Origin of the sequence: Bradyrhizobium sp. CCBAU 53415 (assembly GCF_028128735.1) — a bacterium.
Lineage (GTDB): Bacteria > Pseudomonadota > Alphaproteobacteria > Rhizobiales > Xanthobacteraceae > Bradyrhizobium.
Genome location: NZ_LBJF01000001.1, coordinates 382,359 through 397,620 on the forward strand (window position 1 = coordinate 382,359; position 15,262 = coordinate 397,620).

Here is a 15,262-nt window from a genome sequence, read left to right on the forward strand (position 1 = left end):
ATCTTCCCGCTCATTTTGGTCCTGGCGCTGTCACAAAGAGCCGGCTTCGTCCGGCCTCGTACCGACTTTAAGTCGCCGCCGCTGTTTCAGACGGAACGTCTGAAGGCGCCCAGCGCTGTTGCGATACGCCATTCCCAAGTACTCAAGGAGACAGCAATGAAAACCACACTCTTGGCGGCCCTCTTGCTCGCGGCAACCGTTTCCGGTCCAGCGCTCGCACAAAGTGGCAAGACTTCCACGAGTCCGACGCAGTCCGCCACAAGCTCGGGCCAGAGCACGGCGGCCCAGAAGATTCAAGACGATCTCAAGAAGGCAGGCTTCACCGACATCAAGGTCGTGGCCGAATCCTTCGTCGTGCAGGCCAAGACGAAGGACGGCAATCCCATGGTGATGACGATTGGTCCACATGGCATGTCGGTGTTCGAAGCGATGAACACGTCAACGACTGGATCCGGCTCCTCAGCTAAATCTCAGGGCACGACCGGCTCCAACTCTTCGAACAACAGCGCCACCTCAAAATAGTCGCCGCAGCTTTGGCGAACATCGCGGCTGACCTGGGCCGGCTCTGCGGTGTTCGTGGCGCGTCAACAAACCCGGACGTACGCCAGCGTACGGAGATCGTCGTGAGGACCAGGAGAGCTCCGAAACGTTTCGACAGCCTTGGTCGTTGCTGAGTGTCGTTCGCATCAACAATCGAGAAGATCCAATGAACGTCAGCGAATACGTTTGGCAGCGGCTGTCCGAATGGGGATTGACCAGGATCTACGGCTATCCCGGGGACGGTGTCGGCGGCCTGGATGTCGCTCTCGAGCAGGCGAAAGACAAGATCGAATACGTGCAGGTGCGGCACGAAGAGATGGCAGCCTTCATGGCCTCCGCTCATGCCAAGTTTACGGGCCAGGTCGGCCTTTGTTATGCAACGTCAGGCCCGGGCGCCATCCATCTTCTCAACGGACTTTACGACGCCAAGATGGACCACGTCCCTGTGGTCGCTCTCGTCGGCCAGCAGGCGAGAAGCGCTATCGGGGCGAGCTATCAGCAGGAAGTCGATCTGCAGGTCCTGTTCCAGGACGTCGCCGAATACGTCGGGCAGGCAAGCGTGCCCGAGCAGGTGCGCCACCTGATCGATCGGGCCATACGCATCGCCCACAACAAGCGCGGGGTCGCTTGTGTGATTCTTCCCAAAGACGTGCAGGAACTGGACTACCAGGATCCGCCTCTCGCCCACGGCGCGACCCACACCGGCGTTGGATATGCCGGGCCGGCGAAGCAACCGGACGATGGTCTTGTGCGCGCGGCCGCCGAGGTTCTGAACAGCGGCAGCAAAGTTGCAATGCTGGTTGGCGCAGGCGCTCTGGACGCCACCGATGAAGTCATCGCAGTAGCCGAGTGCCTCCAGGCCGGGGTGGCCAAGGCCCTGCTGGGAAAGGCGGTCGTCCCAGACGATCTACCCTTCGTGACAGGTTCTCTCGGATTGCTCGGCACAAAGCCCAGCTGGGACCTCATGAAGAACTGCGACACGTTCCTGATGATCGGATCCGCATTTCCCTACAGCGAATTCCTGCCGAAGCCCGGTTCGGCGCGCGGCGTCCAGATCGACATCGATGGCGCGCGGTTGAGCCTGCGCTATCCCATGGAGATCAACATCGTTGGAGACAGCTCTGCGACATTGAAGGCGCTGTTACCTCATCTGAAGCAGACGCAGAAGTCCTCGTGGCGCCGCGAAATCGAGGAAGGTGTGCAACAATGGTGGCAGACGCTCGAGAAGCGCGCCATGGATACCGCAGAGCCCCTCAATCCGCAGCGCGTATTCTGGGAGTTGTCACCACGCTTGCCTGAGAGCGCGATCATCACGGCGGACTCGGGCTCCGTCGCCAACTGGTACGCTCGCGATTTGAAGATGCGCCGAGGCATGAAAGCTTCGCTTTCCGGAGGACTGGCTTCCCTTGGTGCCGGCACACCTTATGCTCTGGCCGGCAAGATGGCTTATCCGGACAGAACGGTGATCGCGTGCATGGGCGACGGCGCCATGCAAATGAACGGACTGAACGTCCTGATCACGATCTCGAAATATTGGAAGACCTGGTCAAATCCACGCCTGATCGTCCTTGTTCTCAACAACCGCGATCTCAATCAGGTCACGTGGGAGGAGCGGATCCAGCTCGGTGCAGGAAAGACGCTGTCGACTCAGAGTATCCCGGACTTTCCGTATCATCGCTACGCCGAGCTCGTAGGCCTTAAAGGAATCTTTGTCGACGATCCGGAACGGGTGGGGGCCGCCTGGGACGAAGCGCTGTCGGCGGATCGTCCGGTCGTGCTCGAGGCGTACACGGATCCGAATGTGCCGCCGCTGCCTCCCCACATCACACTGAAGGATGCCAAGAACTTCGTCAGCATGATTCCGTCCGAACCGGAGCTTGGGAGCGTTTTGAAGAACAGCGCCAAGGAGCTGCTGACGAGCGTACTGCCAGGGAAGGAATGATGCTTGAGGTTCCCATCGAGTCGGTAAAAGCGCGCGCCTTCGAGGTCCCAACCGATCGCCCCGAAGCCGATGGGACCATGCGCTGGAATTCCACGACACTGGTCCTGGTCGAGATCGCCGCCGGCGCCAAGTCAGGGATAGGGTACACGTATTCCGATCGCAGCATTGTGGCGCTGATCGTGGGCAAGCTCGGCTCGATCGTCCGTGGGAAGGATGCCATGGCGCCTGAAGCCGTCTGGATGGCGATGCAACGGGCCGTGCGCAATCTGGGGCGCGAAGGTCTTGCCGCAAATGCGATCTCAGCTGTGGACACGGCTCTCTACGACCTGAAGGCACGGCTTTTGGATGTGCCGCTGGTGCGTCTTCTCGGAAGCTACCGTTTGAATGTGGCGATTTACGGCAGCGGAGGCTTCACGACCTACTCCGACGCCGAGCTGGCTGAGCAGCTTGGCAAGTGGGTTGCCGACGATGGCTGTGTGAACGTCAAGATGAAAGTGGGGTCCGAACCGGACCTCGATCCGCATCGCGTGCAAGTCGCACGCCGTGCGATCGGCGAGCGCGCAAGCCTCTTCGTCGATGCTAACGGCGCCTATTCGGTGAAGCAGGCGCTGGAGCTTGCGGAGTTGTTCGCATGCTGCGGTGTCGAATGGTTCGAGGAACCGGTGTCGTCGGACGATCTAGAAGGTTTACGTGCGGTTCGCGCCCGCGCCCCAGCGGGCATGGACGTGGCTGCGGGAGAGTATGCGTATACAACTGACTATGTGCGGACGATGCTTGAAGCGTCGGCGGTCGACGTACAGCAGGCGGATATCACGCGATGCGGCGGCGTGACGGGATTTCTGCAGATCGCCTCGCTTTGCGAAGCGCACCATATCGACTTGTCGGGTCATTGCGCCCCGGCTTTGCATCTTCACGCCGCTTGTGCCGCGCCGCGGTTGCGGCATCTGGAGTGGTTTCACGACCACGTTCGCATCGAGCACATGCTGTTCGAGGGGGCGCCGATGCCACGCAGCGGCGCGATCCAGCCCGACCTGTCGCGACCAGGCAATGGTTTGATCTTCAAGAACGCGGATGCTGCACGCTATGCGATTTGACCAATTGAGAACCAGGGATCGGAGCCGTGTCTCCCAAGCCGCGCTGGGTGAAGTGAGACGCGCACAGTCGCTGCAGCGTTCGACACCTCGTTCCGCCTCCCATCTGGGATGGCCCGAAGCCGAGACCGTTTTGGCCGCTCGGCGACTCAATCGCGCGGCGGGCATGTTGGCGGCGTCGGTCCTTGCCGACAGTGCCGTCGAGCATTACCGCGGTTCATTCAAGAACAAGGCCATGCTCACCCCGCTCATCGTTGCCGGGCTGACCCTGGCGATGAGCCTGCACGGCACCGCAGACAGGCGCCCGATGGCGCATCAAGCCCGTGACGCGTCCTACCTGTCAGCAGCTGTCACCGGCCTGCTCGGGACAGGCTTTCACATCTACAATGTCACGAAGAAAGTGGGCGGGTTGAGCTGGCAGAACGTGTTCTACGGTGCTCCCCTCGGGGCGCCCATGGCTATTCTGCTCTCGGGCTTGTTGGGCTTTTGCTCAGAACGTGTGCGCGCCAATGGAGGCCGGCGGGGTCATCGCGTCTTCAACCTTCCGGCGGGCGAGACGGTCGCGACCGTAACTGCACTGGGCCTGCTGGGTACTTCGGGAGAGGCGGGGCTGCTCCATTTTCGCGGGGCCTTTCACAACCCCTTGATGGCTCTTCCCGTCACTCTCCCGCCCATCGGAGCTGGTTTGCTCGCTGGGGCCGTGGTGAATGGCGGAGCACGGCCGCGCGGCCTCGCGCGATGGTGGATGCGGTTGCTTGTGGGAATGGGCTTTGCCGGCGTTGGCTTCCACGCGTACGGCGTCTCCCGAAACATGGGAGGTTGGCGCAATTGGAGCCAGAACATTCTCAATGGACCGCCTTTACCGGCGCCACCGAGTTTCGCCGGCCTCGCGCTGGCGGGTCTGGCAGCGCTAGAATTGATGAGAGAGGCACGAAATGCTTGACCGGAACGCGGAGCGGGGTGCTGGCGACGCCTACCCCGGTTATGATGTGCTTGCAAAGTGGCGAGGCCCATCCTGGAATGAAAAGACGCGGGAGGTGGTTGCGGGTCGCTTGCAGGTGGGAGACACACCGCAATTCCTGACCGCGGAGGAGTTCGAGATCCTCGCCGCTGTCGCCGATCGCATCGTGCCGCAACCTTGTTCGAGGTCGCCAGTTCCTGTTGCGGGGCTGCTCGACCGCAAGCTGCGAGCCGGCGTTTTGGACGGTTACCGTGCAAAGGGCTTGCCGCGCGACGGAGAAGCTTGGCAAAGGGGGCTCAGGGCCCTCGATGCGGAAGCGAGAGTTCGCCACGACCGCGGCTTTGCAGCAATCACTGACGCTGACCAAGACGATCTGCTGAGGCGCTGCGAGGCAGGCGAATTGGATGCTCCGGAATGGGCCGGCATGCCCTCCCGGACGTTCTTCAAGCATCGTCTGCTACGCGACATCGTTCTTGCTTACTACTCCCACCCCACCGCGTGGAGCGAGGTCGGGTGGGGCGGGCCCGCCAGCCCGCGCGGCTACGTGCGCCTCGATTTCAACGATCGCGATCCGTGGGAGGCGGCCGAAGCCAAGCCAGGTCGCGAGGCCGACGCTCTCAGGACCAATCGCAATGTCCGATGATGGCCGGCATAGTCCCCGTGCACGCGACGGCCGCGCACCGGACGTCTTTCGGCCCGGCGGCTGGGTAAGCATGAAAGAATATTCGGATCATGACGCGGTTGACTTCGTGATCGTCGGGACCGGTGCCGGCGGAGCGACACTCGCCTGCAAGCTGGCCGAATATGGATTCTCGGTGGTTGCGCTGGATGCCGGACCCTACTTCCGGCCGCTCGAGGATTTCGCCTCCGACGAGTCCGAGCAAACCAAGCTTTATTGGACTGACGATCGTATCGTCGATGGCGACAATCCCCTGCAGCTCGGCAGCAACAACAGCGGCAAGGCCGTCGGGGGCTCGACGGTGCATTTCGCAATGGTGTCGCTCCGTTTCCGGCCGGACTGGTTCAAAGCCAGGACCAAGCTTGGCTACGGCGCGGACTGGCCGATCGATTGGCGCGAAATGTGGGCGTATTACACGGAGGTCGAGCAGGCCCTCAAAATCTCCGGTCCTGTCAACTACCCCTGGGGGCCGCCGCGTCCGCGATATCCGTATCGCGCTCATCCGCTCAATGCTGCCGCCCGCGCGCTCGCGCGCGGCTGCGAGGCCCTCGGTATCGGTTGGACGGAGACGCCGCTCGCAACTCTTTCGGCACCGCGTGGCCTCGCGCATCCATGCGTCTATCGCGGCTTTTGCGTGACCGGTTGCTCGACCAATGCAAAGCAAAGCGCGCTCGTGACCTGGATTCCACGCGCTCTTTCCGCCGGCGCCGAGATTCGGGATCTCGCCATGGTCGGCCGGATCGAGACCGATGCGAATGGACTCGCTGTCGGTGTGCACTATCACCGCCAGGACAAGTGGCGCTTCCAAAGGGCACGTAACGTGGTAGTGGCCGGCTATGCGATCGAGACGCCGCGGCTCTTGCTGAACTCGGCGACCGACAAGTTTCCGAGCGGCCTGGCGAACAGCTCCGGACTCGTGGGCAAGAACCTCATGGCTCAGGCGAACCAGGCCGTGTGGGGCGAGATGGACGAGGAGGTTCGCTCATACAAGGGCCCGCCGTCCCTCGCAATCACGGAGCATTGGAATTACGAGGACGACGGCAAGGATTTCTTTGGCGGCTACGCGTACATGAGCCAGGGCCCTCTGCCGCAGCTGTGGGCCAATACCCAAGCGACGGCGCACGGTCTCTGGGGGGCGCGGCTCGTCCAGGAGATGAAGCGCTACAATCACGTCGTAGGACTGAAGATCGTTGGGGAGATGCTGCCTCAGGAAAACAACCGCGTCACGTTGGCAGACGAGCGCGATCAATACGGGCTCCGAATTCCGCGCGTGACCTACTCCTGGTGCGACAACGACAGGCGCCTGATCGATCACTCCATCGCGTTCATGAGCCGGGCTCTGAGCGCAATCCACGCCAAGAACATCTGGGTCCAGGAAGACGACACCTGTCACCTCAACGGAACGGCCCGGATGGGCGATCGGCCGGACAGCAGCGTCGTCAACGCAGATTGCCGCAGTTGGGACATTCCCAACCTGTGGATTTGCGACGGCTCCGTGTTTCCGACGGTGGGCGGCGCGAATCCGTCTCTGACGATCCAGGCGATCGCTTGCCGCACGGCGGACCGAATCCGGGCGCTGTCCCGACTGGGAGAGGTCAATTTGAACTAGGAGAATATCGATGAAGCACAAGCTTCTCAACGACGGTGCGCAGCGAACCTTTGCGGTCATCCTCGACAGCGGCGACGAGGCGATGGAAAGCCTGAAGTCGTTTGCAGCTCAGCAACGGATCTCCGCAGCCCAAGTCACCGGTATCGGAGCCTTCAGCGGGCTGGTGCTGAAATATTTCGATTGGGAGACAAAATCCTATCTCGAAAACCGCGTGGACGAACAGGTGGAAGTCGCTTCGCTCGTCGGCGATATCGCCGTTGCGCCTTCAGGCGAGCCTTCCGTGCACATCCATCTGGTCGTCGGCCGGCGGGACGGCACCGCCCTTGCCGGTCACCTGGGATCCGGCCGGGTTCGTCCCACCCTCGAGGTGATCATCACCGAAAGCCCGGCACACCTTCAGAAAGCGCACGACCCCGTTACCGGGCTCGCGTTGATCAAGCTGGAGCGATGACGATGCAGAGTATCGGCCGGACGCTGTGGGCCATTCCCGAAGGCTACATCCCAAGCGACAGCGTCAGCGACGCGCACGACCTCGTGTCTCATGAGGCGGCTTGCTTCCTGAACACCGGCGATCGTGATGCTGACGTCCGGATTACACTCTTCTTTGAGAACAGGGCTCCGGTCGGTCCGTACCGGGTGAAGGTGCCGGCCAAGCGCACCTTGCACCTTCGGTTCAACGACCTGACCGACCCGGCGCCGGTTCCGCGCGACACGAGTTACGCTTCCGTCATCGAGGCGAGCGAGCCGCTGATCGTCCAGCACACCAGGCTCGACTCGCGCCAGCCGGCGATGGCGCTGCTGTCGACCATCGCGTATCCGGCCGCACCGTAGTGAGGAGTTGTCTCGATGCACGACGAAGGAAGCGGATATCAGGCGACGATCCGATCGCGCCCAGTTGTCGTAATCACAGGAGCATCTGCCGGGGTGGGGCGCGCGATCGCGCATCGTTTCGGCCGCGCGGGGTACGCGATCGGCCTGATTGCCCGGGATGCGGAGGCGCTCGAGGAGGTGCGGCGCGAGATCGAGGACGCCGGCGGACAGGCAGTCGTGACGGCTCTCGACGTTGCGGATGCCAGCGCCGTGTTTGCGGCCGCCGATCGCATCGCATCGACGCTCGGTCCGATCGACATATGGATCAACGATGCGATGGTGACCGTCTTCTCGCCGGTCTGGCGCATGACGCCCGATGAATTCCGCCGCGTCACAGACGTGACGTATCTGGGCTTCGTGCACGGAACGATGGCGGCTCTACGCCACATGCGCCCCTCCAACAGCGGCACCATTATCCAGATCGGATCTGCGCTGGCCTATCGCGGCATTCCGCTGCAGTCGGCCTATTGCGGAGCCAAGTACGCGATCCGCGGCTTTACAGATTCGCTGCGAAGTGAGCTGAGGCACGAGCAGAGCCGGATCAAGTTGATGATGCTTCAGCTGCCGGCGGTCAACACGCCGCAATTCGATTGGGCAAGGACGCATATGCCCCGGACGCCGAGGCCGGTGGCACCCGTTGTCGAGCCCGAGGTCATCGCGAATACGGTGTACGATGCGGCTCAAAGGCCGGCGAGGGAGTACTGGATCGGCTTCAGCACCCTCAAGGTCATTTTCGGTAACATGATCGTGCCGGGCCTGCTGGATCGCTATCTCGCTCAAACCTGTATCAGCGGTCAACAGACGGAGCGGCCAATTGATGGAATGCGGCCGGATAACCTCGAGCAACCGGTGCGCGGCCTTCATCGCACCAGAGGTAGCTTCGATTCGGAGGCGGTCGACAGCGCCTTTGCCGCGCCGGCAAGCATGCTGCGGCTTGCTCCGATAGCGGCGCTACTGGGAGCAGCTGCATTGGCCGTGGCAGCAGGGCGTGCGTCTCGAAGTACGAGGAGCAGACTTCGTCGACGTGAACGCAGTTTGCGATTTGGATGAGTGTTTCCGCGCCGATGAAGTTCATCGAGGATTACGGCCTGATCGGAGATGGCCAGACGGCTGCCCTTGTTCATCGCGACGGTTCGATCGATTGGCTATGTTGGCCGCGCTTCGATTCGGATGCCTGCTTTGCGGCCCTACTCGGCACGAACTCGCATGGATGCTGGAGGCTCGCGCCCGTCGAGGCCGGTACGTCATCGCGCCGTTATCGCGAGGACACGCTCGTGCTGGAGACGGACTTCGAGCTGACGACGGGCCATGTCCGGCTGATCGACTTCATGCCGGTCGAGGATGGGGCCTTCGCCGTCGTCCGGATTGTCCGAGGCCTCGAGGGGAAGGTCAGGTTGCGCAGCGAGCTGGATCTTCGGTTCGACTATGGATCCTTGAGACCCGCAATTGAGATCGATCGCGATCGCGCCGTCGGCTTCGTGGGACCGGACCTCGTCGTTCTGCATGCGCCAGGCCAGCTTTCACAGCGGGGCTCATGCATCGTAGCGGAAGCAGAGGTGAGCCAGGGCGAGGAGATCGCATTCTGCCTTCGGTACGGCAGTTCAACCGCGACACCACCTCCGCAGATTGCGGCGAACGCCGCACTGCAGGCGACAGAAAAGTATTGGCGCAATTGGATCGGGAAGTTTGCCATTGAAACGCGGTGGCCCGAGGCCGTCAGACGTTCTCTCCTGACGCTCAAGGCGATGATCTTCCGTTCTACAGGCGGCATCATTGCCGCTCCGACCACTTCGCTTCCCGAGGCGCCGGCCTCGGACCTGAACTGGGATTACCGCTATTGCTGGCTGCGTGATGCAGCGTTCACGACATCCGCTCTGATTGATGCCGGATATCACGACGAAGCCAAGGCATTCCGCGACTGGCTTCTTCGAGCCGCCGGTGGCGAACCTGACAAGATCAGGATCATGTACCGGGTGGATGGCTCACGCCGTCTGGAGGAATGGATCGCATCCTGGTTACCGGGATTTAGAGGGACGAAGCCGGTGCGAATCGGGAACGCCGCCGCGGCCCAGCGACAGCTCGACGTCTACGGCGAACTCCTGGATTCCGTGGCTGCCGCAGCGAAGGTCGGCATAGCCCCGACCGAGCTTGAGGGCATTTTGATCGCCTCCGTGATCGGTCACGTCGAGCGGATCTGGGATCAGCCAGACCATGGTTTGTGGGAAGTGAGGGGTGATCCACAGCACTACACCTACTCCAAAGTCTCGGCTTGGGCCGCAGTCGACCGCTTCGTCCGCCGCGCTGATCTTCATCACGCGGCAGACGAGACTTTTGTCGAAGGGATGGTGGAGCTGCGGAACAGAATGCATCGCGAAATTTGCGAGAAGGGTGTCGACCGTCAGCGGGGGACATTTGTGGCGTATTATGGTTCTGATGAAGTGGATCCAAGCTTGCTCAATCTCCCTCTGATGGGCTTCCTGCCAATTGCCGACCGGCGCATCGAAAGAACCATTGCGGCGATCGAGCGCGAGCTCGTGCGCAAGGGATACGTCCATCGCAAAATGTCGGGCAAAATACGACAAGGAGCATTTCTTGCCTGCAGCGGATGGCTTGCGGAATGCCAACTGATGCAGGGGAGGCGGGCTGAAGCCGAGGAAAGCTTCGAGCATCTCTTGCGCGCGCGAAATGATCTGGGGCTCCTCGCTGAGGAGTTCAGCGTTCAGGATGGCCGCCTTGCCGGCAATTTTCCTCAGGGATTGAGCCATTTGGCATTGGTTCGCGCCGCTCTTCGGTTCGAAAACAGGGCCTCCAACCGAGGCGACGACCACGGAAAATAGTCGTAAGCCAAAAAAGGAACTCTGGCCCCCTGATTGCGTACTCTGTTAGCACCCGCAAAAGGTTCCAAATCCGGCTGCGGGACGTGGAGAGAGTGACAATGCAGGACGGTCAAACAGTAGGCCTGGCTCCATGGTCAATTGAGCCCGACGACAACGCTCAGGCGCTGGCTGTACGAAACAAGCTGCTACGCTGCATCCCAGAGACAGAATTGGCGGCACTTCAATCGATCGGCACGGAGGTTGAAATCAAGCCCCGTCAAGTGCTGCATCATTGGCGTTTGCCGATGGACTACGTCTACTTTCTCAACGATGGGCTGATATCCGTCTCGGCGAAGGTCGAGACGAGCCGCTTCGTCGAGGCTTGGCTGGTCGGCTCCGAGGGAATGATCGGCGCCCCGTGCGTATTGGCGCCGGACGACCCGATGCCCCCGCATCGTCGGGTCGTTCAGGTGGGCGGAACTGCGCTGCAAATTCCGACGCGGGCCTTCGTCGCGGCACTCGACGAACTCCCGCGCCTTCGCGGCGTGGTTCTTCGTTATATCAATCTTGTCCTGTTTCAGACCTCCCAGGTTGGGGCTTGCAACTCGCTGCATTCCGTCAAGCAGCGACTTGGCCGCTGGCTTCTTGTCGCGGCAAACGCAATGGACTCGAGCGAGCTTCCGATCACGCATGCAGTTTTGGCTCAGTTGCTCGGGATTCGACGTGCGAGTGTCAGCGAGTGCCTCGAGATATTTGAACGGACCGGTATCATCCGCAACACGCGGGCCGCGATAACTCTGGACGACCGGGCTCAGTTGGAGCATCTGGCGTGCTCGTGCTCTGGATTGATACAGCGCGAGTACGATCGGCAGATCGGTCGTTGTTTTTAGAACTGCCTTGCAGGCTCCACTCTCATCGCGAGGAGCAAAGGTGCCGCAATTCGCGGGATTTGAACGAAGGCGGTCTTGGCGGCGTTGTTCTCCCGGAAAGGGAGAATTGTCATGCCCCCAATCTGGGTTCACGACCTGGCGCTGGCTTGCCTGGCTGTCGGAATTGCCTGCGCAATCGTCATTGCAGTCGACTTGGTCCGCCATCCACAGCGCATGTGGATCATGAACATCGTCTGGCCCGTCAATGGCTTGTTCGGTTCCGTACTGACCTTATGGCTGTATTACCGGTTCGGCCGCCTCGCGGCACGCGACGCGGCTGACCGCAGCAAGCGGTCCAACACTAAAGAGAAAACCCCGTATCCCGTCATGGTCGCCAAAGGTGCCATGCACTGCGGTGCCGGATGCACGCTGGGGGACATTGTTGCTGAAGGTCTTGCGCTTGCGTTTCCAGTGATTGCGTTCTGGGCTGGTTGGAAAACGCTGTTCTCCGAGAAGATGTTTGCGATCTGGGTGATAGATTATCTGTTTGCCTTCGTGCTCGGCGTCGCCTTTCAATATTTTACGATTAAGCCGATGCGCAAGTTGTCGCCAGCTGAAGGGATCGTTCAAGCCGTGAAAGCCGACACGTTGTCCCTGACCGCGTGGCAAATCGGCATGTACGGTTTCATGGCGATTGCGCAGTTCGCAATCTTCAGGAATGCCTTCGGCGTGAGGCTTGAGCCGTCAATGCCCGAGTTCTGGTTCATGATGCAGATCGCGATGATCGCGGGATTTTTCACCAGCTATCCAGTCAATTGGTGGCTGATTAAAGCTGGCGTCAAAGAACGAATGTAAGTCTTGGTGAGCGCCGGGAAAATGCCGGCAGCCATCGCGGAGGCCGAGCGCAGTGTTACGACGAGCCCGAAGATGTCGCCCTTGGCGAGAGCCGCTGACCAAAGGCGCGGATCACAAAAACAAGCACCAGATACAAGATTGCAGCGACTGCTGAGCTGTGGATGATCGCGCCCACCTTGGGGACGCATCAGACGTGTATTTGCTTCTTCCGCAGAGACCCTATCGTTGCCCGGCGCGCCATGGCGCCGGGCAACCTGCCGCATGCTCTGAGTGTCACCAACGATGGTGCGCGCGGATCACACCGTGATGATGATGTCGGTGGTGCCTTGGTGCCCAGCCGTAGCTGTGACGCCAGGGATGTGCGTGCCGGACCGCATATCCCCATGGCCTCGGCTCTGACCAGCCGTAACTGTAGCGCCAGGGGCGGGGTCCCCAGGCGTAGGGTCGCGGTCCCCAGCCATAACCGCCCCAGTAAGGCGTATAGGTATAGGCTGGATAATATCCACCATAACCGTATGGGTACCTGTACGCGTTACGGTAGCCGTAGTATGGCGGCTCATAATAGTAGGGGCCGGCAATGGCGGAGCCGATCAGCGCTCCTGCAAGCAGTCCGGCACCGATTCCCCAACCGCCACGCCAGCGAACCTGCGTGAGATTGTCCTGCACCGCCGACGTACGCTCCGCCGAGCCCGCTGCAGCCGAGAGCGCTGTCAAGGGCGCAGCCTGAATATTGCTTGCTGGAGAGATCGCGATCAGTCCGGTGAGAGAAAGGGCAAGTGTGAGTCTGCGCATCTGTGGCTCCCGTGATCTTGGAATGCGGTCTCAACCTCAGCCCTCAATGTTGGTTTCTGGGGTCGCGAACTCGGGACACTATGTCGCGCCGAGCACCTGCACCGGATTTGCGAATGTACGAGACCGTACCGACTACGTTGCTCTCCGCCCGGTTTGGAGGTTTGTTCAACTAGGCGGCCTGCTTACGCTCGCGCTCCAAGAGACCCTCGACATAGATCATCCGGACAGCGACGAGCAGAACAGCAATCAAAGGAGTGGCGACGATCAGCCCGATCAACCCAAACAGGGTCCCCAGAACCGTTTGCGAAAGTATCGTGAGCGCGGGCGGCAAGGAGATCGTCCTCTTCTGTATCCATGGTGCGATGACGTTTCCTTCCAACAGCTGGATCGACAAAAACAAAAGTGCGACCCAGGCGGCAAGGGCGGGAGACTGAGCCAGAGCCACGAGGATGGCTGGGACGGCGCCCGCGAGCGCCCCGATGTAAGGCACGAAGTTCAGCAGGCCAGCCAGCAGGGCCAGTGAAAGTGCCAAAGGCGAGCCGATAAGAAAAAGTCCAAGGCCGAGGAGAAGCCCCACGATCACCATGTCGATGAACTGTCCGAGAAACCAGAGCCTGAGCGTAGAACCAAGCTCCCCGGCAACTTCCCGGCCGCGAGGTCGCCAGGTCGTTGGGAGTAGACGCAGCGCGCCTTCCAGATACAGTTGCGGTGATGCAGCCAGGAATATTGCTGTCGCTCCCACGACGACGAGAGTGCCACCGATACCGAGAACCGAGCCAATGACCCCTGGGACGTAGCCCGTCAGGCCGGCGCGCAGAGACGTTCCGGCGATCTGCAGCTGTTGAGCGAAGACCGAGCCCCACGAGCTATCTGCCAATTCGCTCCAAATTCTTTGCAGCTGGGCTCTCAGTTGCTGACTGATTTCATCGGCTTGATTGAAGATAGCGCTACCGCGCCACCATAGCAGCGCACCGAGCACGAGGCAGGTCAGGCCGATGACGCAAACCAACGAGGTGTAAGGACCTGAGCGCAATACGCGCTGTATCGCATTGCTTGCGCCGCGCAAAACGCACGCAATGACCACGGCGCTGAACGTGAGTAACAAAATGTCGCGAAGCAACCAGACTGACGCGGCGAGAAAGAGACCGATCGCACTTACCCGGAGGGTGCGCTCCATATGTCGAACATGAATTGTCAATTTGTCTTCCAATTGCTCTCCTTCATCGTGATGGTCTTGACCCAAAAACGGCCTCTTCGTTGGTGCGCATGCGGCTAGTCCGAACGTTCAGGAAAACCGCCGCCGCGGCCGAGTCGGATCGGCAACGGGTCCGTACGTCGCAAGGTTCGATCATATTACTCCGTCGCTCCCTCACTTGTTCTGGCGATCGACGTAAAATGTGGCGCCCCAAGCAGTGTCAGAGCACAAGAAGGACCTCGGCGACGCGGTAGACCGCTGATAAGATGTGGAGGAGAGCACATAAGGCGGGTTCTCATCTCCGGCGCTGGAATTGCCGGGCCCACGCTTGCCGATTTGCTGAGGGCAGCGGGATTCGAGCCGACCCTCGTCGAGCGGCCCCCCACTCTCGGTAGCGGGGGGTATGTCATCGACTTCTGGGGATTGGGCTACACCATTGCCGAGCAGATGGGATTGCTCTCGGAGATCAGTCGCGACGGCTACCAGGTGCAAGAATTGAGAATCGTAGACCAGGCCGGCCATCGACTGACCGGCTTCGGGACCGGCGTCTTCGCCGAATTGACCAGCGGGCGATACGTCACCCTGCAGCGCAGTCACCTCTCGCGTCTGCTGTATGAGTGATCAACGGGCGCATTGAGGCCATTTTCGGCGACGAGATCGTGCTCGTCGAAGAAAAGGCCGATTGCGTCGAGGTCTCATTGAAGCATGGCGGCAAGCGAAGGCCGCACGAGCTGGCGGATCGTCGGAGTTTCGCGATCGATGATGCCGATCGCCAGCCTTAAGACGGCTGGTAACGCCATGCGCGCCATTGATGTCGTCAGATGATGCGGGAAGGGATCGTCAAGATCGAAGCCGATGAGGTCGAGCCCGGTCATCCGGCTGAGCTGAGTCAGCAAGAACTCCGGCTGGATCAGGGGCATTGAACTCCTCCTGGAGCCGGTCCGCCTCAACTTGCGTGCCGCCGATGAACGGAAAGATGCCGAGCAGGGATCTTGCGACGAATGCCTGTCTTCGGCCGGATAAACCGGTAATGCGACCACTAA

General features: G+C 61.0%; 15 protein-coding genes. 13 read left to right on the plus strand and 2 right to left on the minus strand.

Going from position 1 to position 15,262, the window contains the following annotated elements; translation table 11 throughout:
* Positions 1 to 156: 156 nt before the first annotated feature.
* The 12 genes from XH87_RS01685 to XH87_RS01740 all read left to right on the plus strand — a co-directional run bounded on the left by XH87_RS01685 (position 157) and on the right by XH87_RS01740 (position 12,232).
* On the plus strand, positions 157 to 522 hold the full coding sequence (locus XH87_RS01685) for a hypothetical protein (RefSeq protein ID WP_271585926.1): 366 nt from the start codon (positions 157 to 159) through the stop codon (positions 520 to 522).
* A gap of 184 nt (positions 523 to 706) precedes the next feature.
* Entirely contained in the window at positions 707 to 2,482 is a 1,776-nt protein-coding gene (locus tag XH87_RS01690; RefSeq protein ID WP_271585927.1) for a thiamine pyrophosphate-requiring protein, read from the plus strand.
* A complete protein-coding gene (locus tag XH87_RS01695; protein WP_271585928.1) occupies positions 2,479 to 3,576 on the plus strand; it encodes an enolase C-terminal domain-like protein in 1,098 nt (365 codons plus the stop codon). The genes XH87_RS01690 and XH87_RS01695 overlap by 4 nt, the downstream gene beginning before the upstream one ends.
* Positions 3,577 to 3,739: 163 nt before the next feature.
* Positions 3,740 to 4,516 carry a hypothetical protein gene (locus XH87_RS01700; protein ID WP_271585929.1) on the plus strand — a complete coding sequence of 259 codons (777 nt, stop codon included), beginning with the start codon at positions 3,740 to 3,742 and terminating at the stop codon, positions 4,514 to 4,516.
* Positions 4,509 to 5,177, plus strand: a complete 669-nt coding sequence (locus tag XH87_RS01705) for a gluconate 2-dehydrogenase subunit 3 family protein (RefSeq protein WP_271585930.1) — start codon at positions 4,509 to 4,511, stop codon at positions 5,175 to 5,177. The genes XH87_RS01700 and XH87_RS01705 overlap by 8 nt, the downstream gene beginning before the upstream one ends.
* Positions 5,167 to 6,822 (plus strand): GMC family oxidoreductase, encoded by a 1,656-nt coding sequence (locus XH87_RS01710; protein WP_271585931.1) that lies wholly within the window; start codon positions 5,167 to 5,169, stop codon positions 6,820 to 6,822. The genes XH87_RS01705 and XH87_RS01710 overlap by 11 nt, the downstream gene beginning before the upstream one ends.
* 10 nt (positions 6,823 to 6,832) lie before the next feature.
* On the plus strand, positions 6,833 to 7,273 hold the full coding sequence (locus tag XH87_RS01715; protein WP_158668238.1) for a PPC domain-containing DNA-binding protein: 441 nt from the start codon (positions 6,833 to 6,835) through the stop codon (positions 7,271 to 7,273).
* A 2-nt stretch (positions 7,274 to 7,275) separates the two neighbouring features.
* Positions 7,276 to 7,653 carry a sensory rhodopsin transducer gene (locus tag XH87_RS01720; protein WP_035711820.1) on the plus strand — a complete coding sequence of 126 codons (378 nt, stop codon included), beginning with the start codon at positions 7,276 to 7,278 and terminating at the stop codon, positions 7,651 to 7,653.
* 15 nt (positions 7,654 to 7,668) lie between these two features.
* Positions 7,669 to 8,742: an SDR family oxidoreductase gene (locus XH87_RS01725; protein ID WP_271585932.1), complete on the plus strand. Its 1,074-nt coding sequence runs from the start codon at positions 7,669 to 7,671 to the stop codon at positions 8,740 to 8,742.
* 14 nt (positions 8,743 to 8,756) lie between these two features.
* Complete coding sequence (locus XH87_RS01730; protein ID WP_271585933.1) at positions 8,757 to 10,529, plus strand: glycoside hydrolase family 15 protein; 1,773 nt, start codon at positions 8,757 to 8,759, stop codon at positions 10,527 to 10,529.
* A 98-nt stretch (positions 10,530 to 10,627) separates the two neighbouring features.
* Positions 10,628 to 11,398, plus strand: a complete 771-nt coding sequence (locus XH87_RS01735; protein ID WP_271585934.1) for a Crp/Fnr family transcriptional regulator — start codon at positions 10,628 to 10,630, stop codon at positions 11,396 to 11,398.
* 111 nt (positions 11,399 to 11,509) lie between these two features.
* Positions 11,510 to 12,232, plus strand: a complete 723-nt coding sequence (locus XH87_RS01740; protein ID WP_271585935.1) for a DUF4396 domain-containing protein — start codon at positions 11,510 to 11,512, stop codon at positions 12,230 to 12,232.
* 961 nt (positions 12,233 to 13,193) lie between these two features.
* Here the strand turns inward: XH87_RS01740 and XH87_RS01750 are convergent.
* Positions 13,194 to 14,234 carry an AI-2E family transporter gene (locus tag XH87_RS01750; protein ID WP_271585937.1) on the minus strand — a complete coding sequence of 347 codons (1,041 nt, stop codon included), beginning with the start codon at positions 14,232 to 14,234 and terminating at the stop codon, positions 13,194 to 13,196.
* Positions 14,235 to 14,642: 408 nt separating this feature from the next.
* Here XH87_RS01750 and XH87_RS01755 point away from each other — a divergent pair, with 408 nt between their 5' ends.
* The gene (locus tag XH87_RS01755) at positions 14,643 to 14,840 is read left to right on the plus strand and encodes a hypothetical protein (protein ID WP_271585938.1); all 198 of its coding nucleotides are present in this window, start codon (positions 14,643 to 14,645) and stop codon (positions 14,838 to 14,840) included.
* Between the two features lie 74 nt (positions 14,841 to 14,914).
* Here the strand turns inward: XH87_RS01755 and XH87_RS01760 are convergent, their stop codons facing one another.
* Entirely contained in the window at positions 14,915 to 15,139 is a 225-nt protein-coding gene (locus XH87_RS01760; RefSeq protein WP_271585939.1) for a hypothetical protein, read from the minus strand.
* Positions 15,140 to 15,262 lie beyond the last annotated feature (123 nt).

Bases quoted from the DNA above. Each gene is read 5' to 3' on its own strand.
- XH87_RS01690 (WP_271585927.1), top strand. From the start codon at position 707: ATGAACGTCAGCGAATACGTTTGGCAGCGGCTGTCCGAATGGGGATTG.
- XH87_RS01730 (WP_271585933.1), top strand. From the start codon at position 8,757: ATGAAGTTCATCGAGGATTACGGCCTGATCGGAGATGGCCAGACGGCT.
- XH87_RS01710 (WP_271585931.1), top strand. From the start codon at position 5,167: ATGTCCGATGATGGCCGGCATAGTCCCCGTGCACGCGACGGCCGCGCA.
- XH87_RS01705 (WP_271585930.1), top strand. From the start codon at position 4,509: ATGCTTGACCGGAACGCGGAGCGGGGTGCTGGCGACGCCTACCCCGGT.
- XH87_RS01695 (WP_271585928.1), top strand. From the start codon at position 2,479: ATGATGCTTGAGGTTCCCATCGAGTCGGTAAAAGCGCGCGCCTTCGAG.
- XH87_RS01735 (WP_271585934.1), top strand. From the start codon at position 10,628: ATGCAGGACGGTCAAACAGTAGGCCTGGCTCCATGGTCAATTGAGCCC.
- XH87_RS01725 (WP_271585932.1), top strand. From the start codon at position 7,669: ATGCACGACGAAGGAAGCGGATATCAGGCGACGATCCGATCGCGCCCA.
- XH87_RS01685 (WP_271585926.1), top strand. From the start codon at position 157: ATGAAAACCACACTCTTGGCGGCCCTCTTGCTCGCGGCAACCGTTTCC.
- XH87_RS01720 (WP_035711820.1), top strand. From the start codon at position 7,276: ATGCAGAGTATCGGCCGGACGCTGTGGGCCATTCCCGAAGGCTACATC.
- XH87_RS01700 (WP_271585929.1), top strand. From the start codon at position 3,740: ATGTTGGCGGCGTCGGTCCTTGCCGACAGTGCCGTCGAGCATTACCGC.
- XH87_RS01715 (WP_158668238.1), top strand. From the start codon at position 6,833: ATGAAGCACAAGCTTCTCAACGACGGTGCGCAGCGAACCTTTGCGGTC.
- XH87_RS01760 (WP_271585939.1), bottom strand. From the start codon at position 15,139: ATGCCCCTGATCCAGCCGGAGTTCTTGCTGACTCAGCTCAGCCGGATG.
- XH87_RS01740 (WP_271585935.1), top strand. From the start codon at position 11,510: ATGCCCCCAATCTGGGTTCACGACCTGGCGCTGGCTTGCCTGGCTGTC.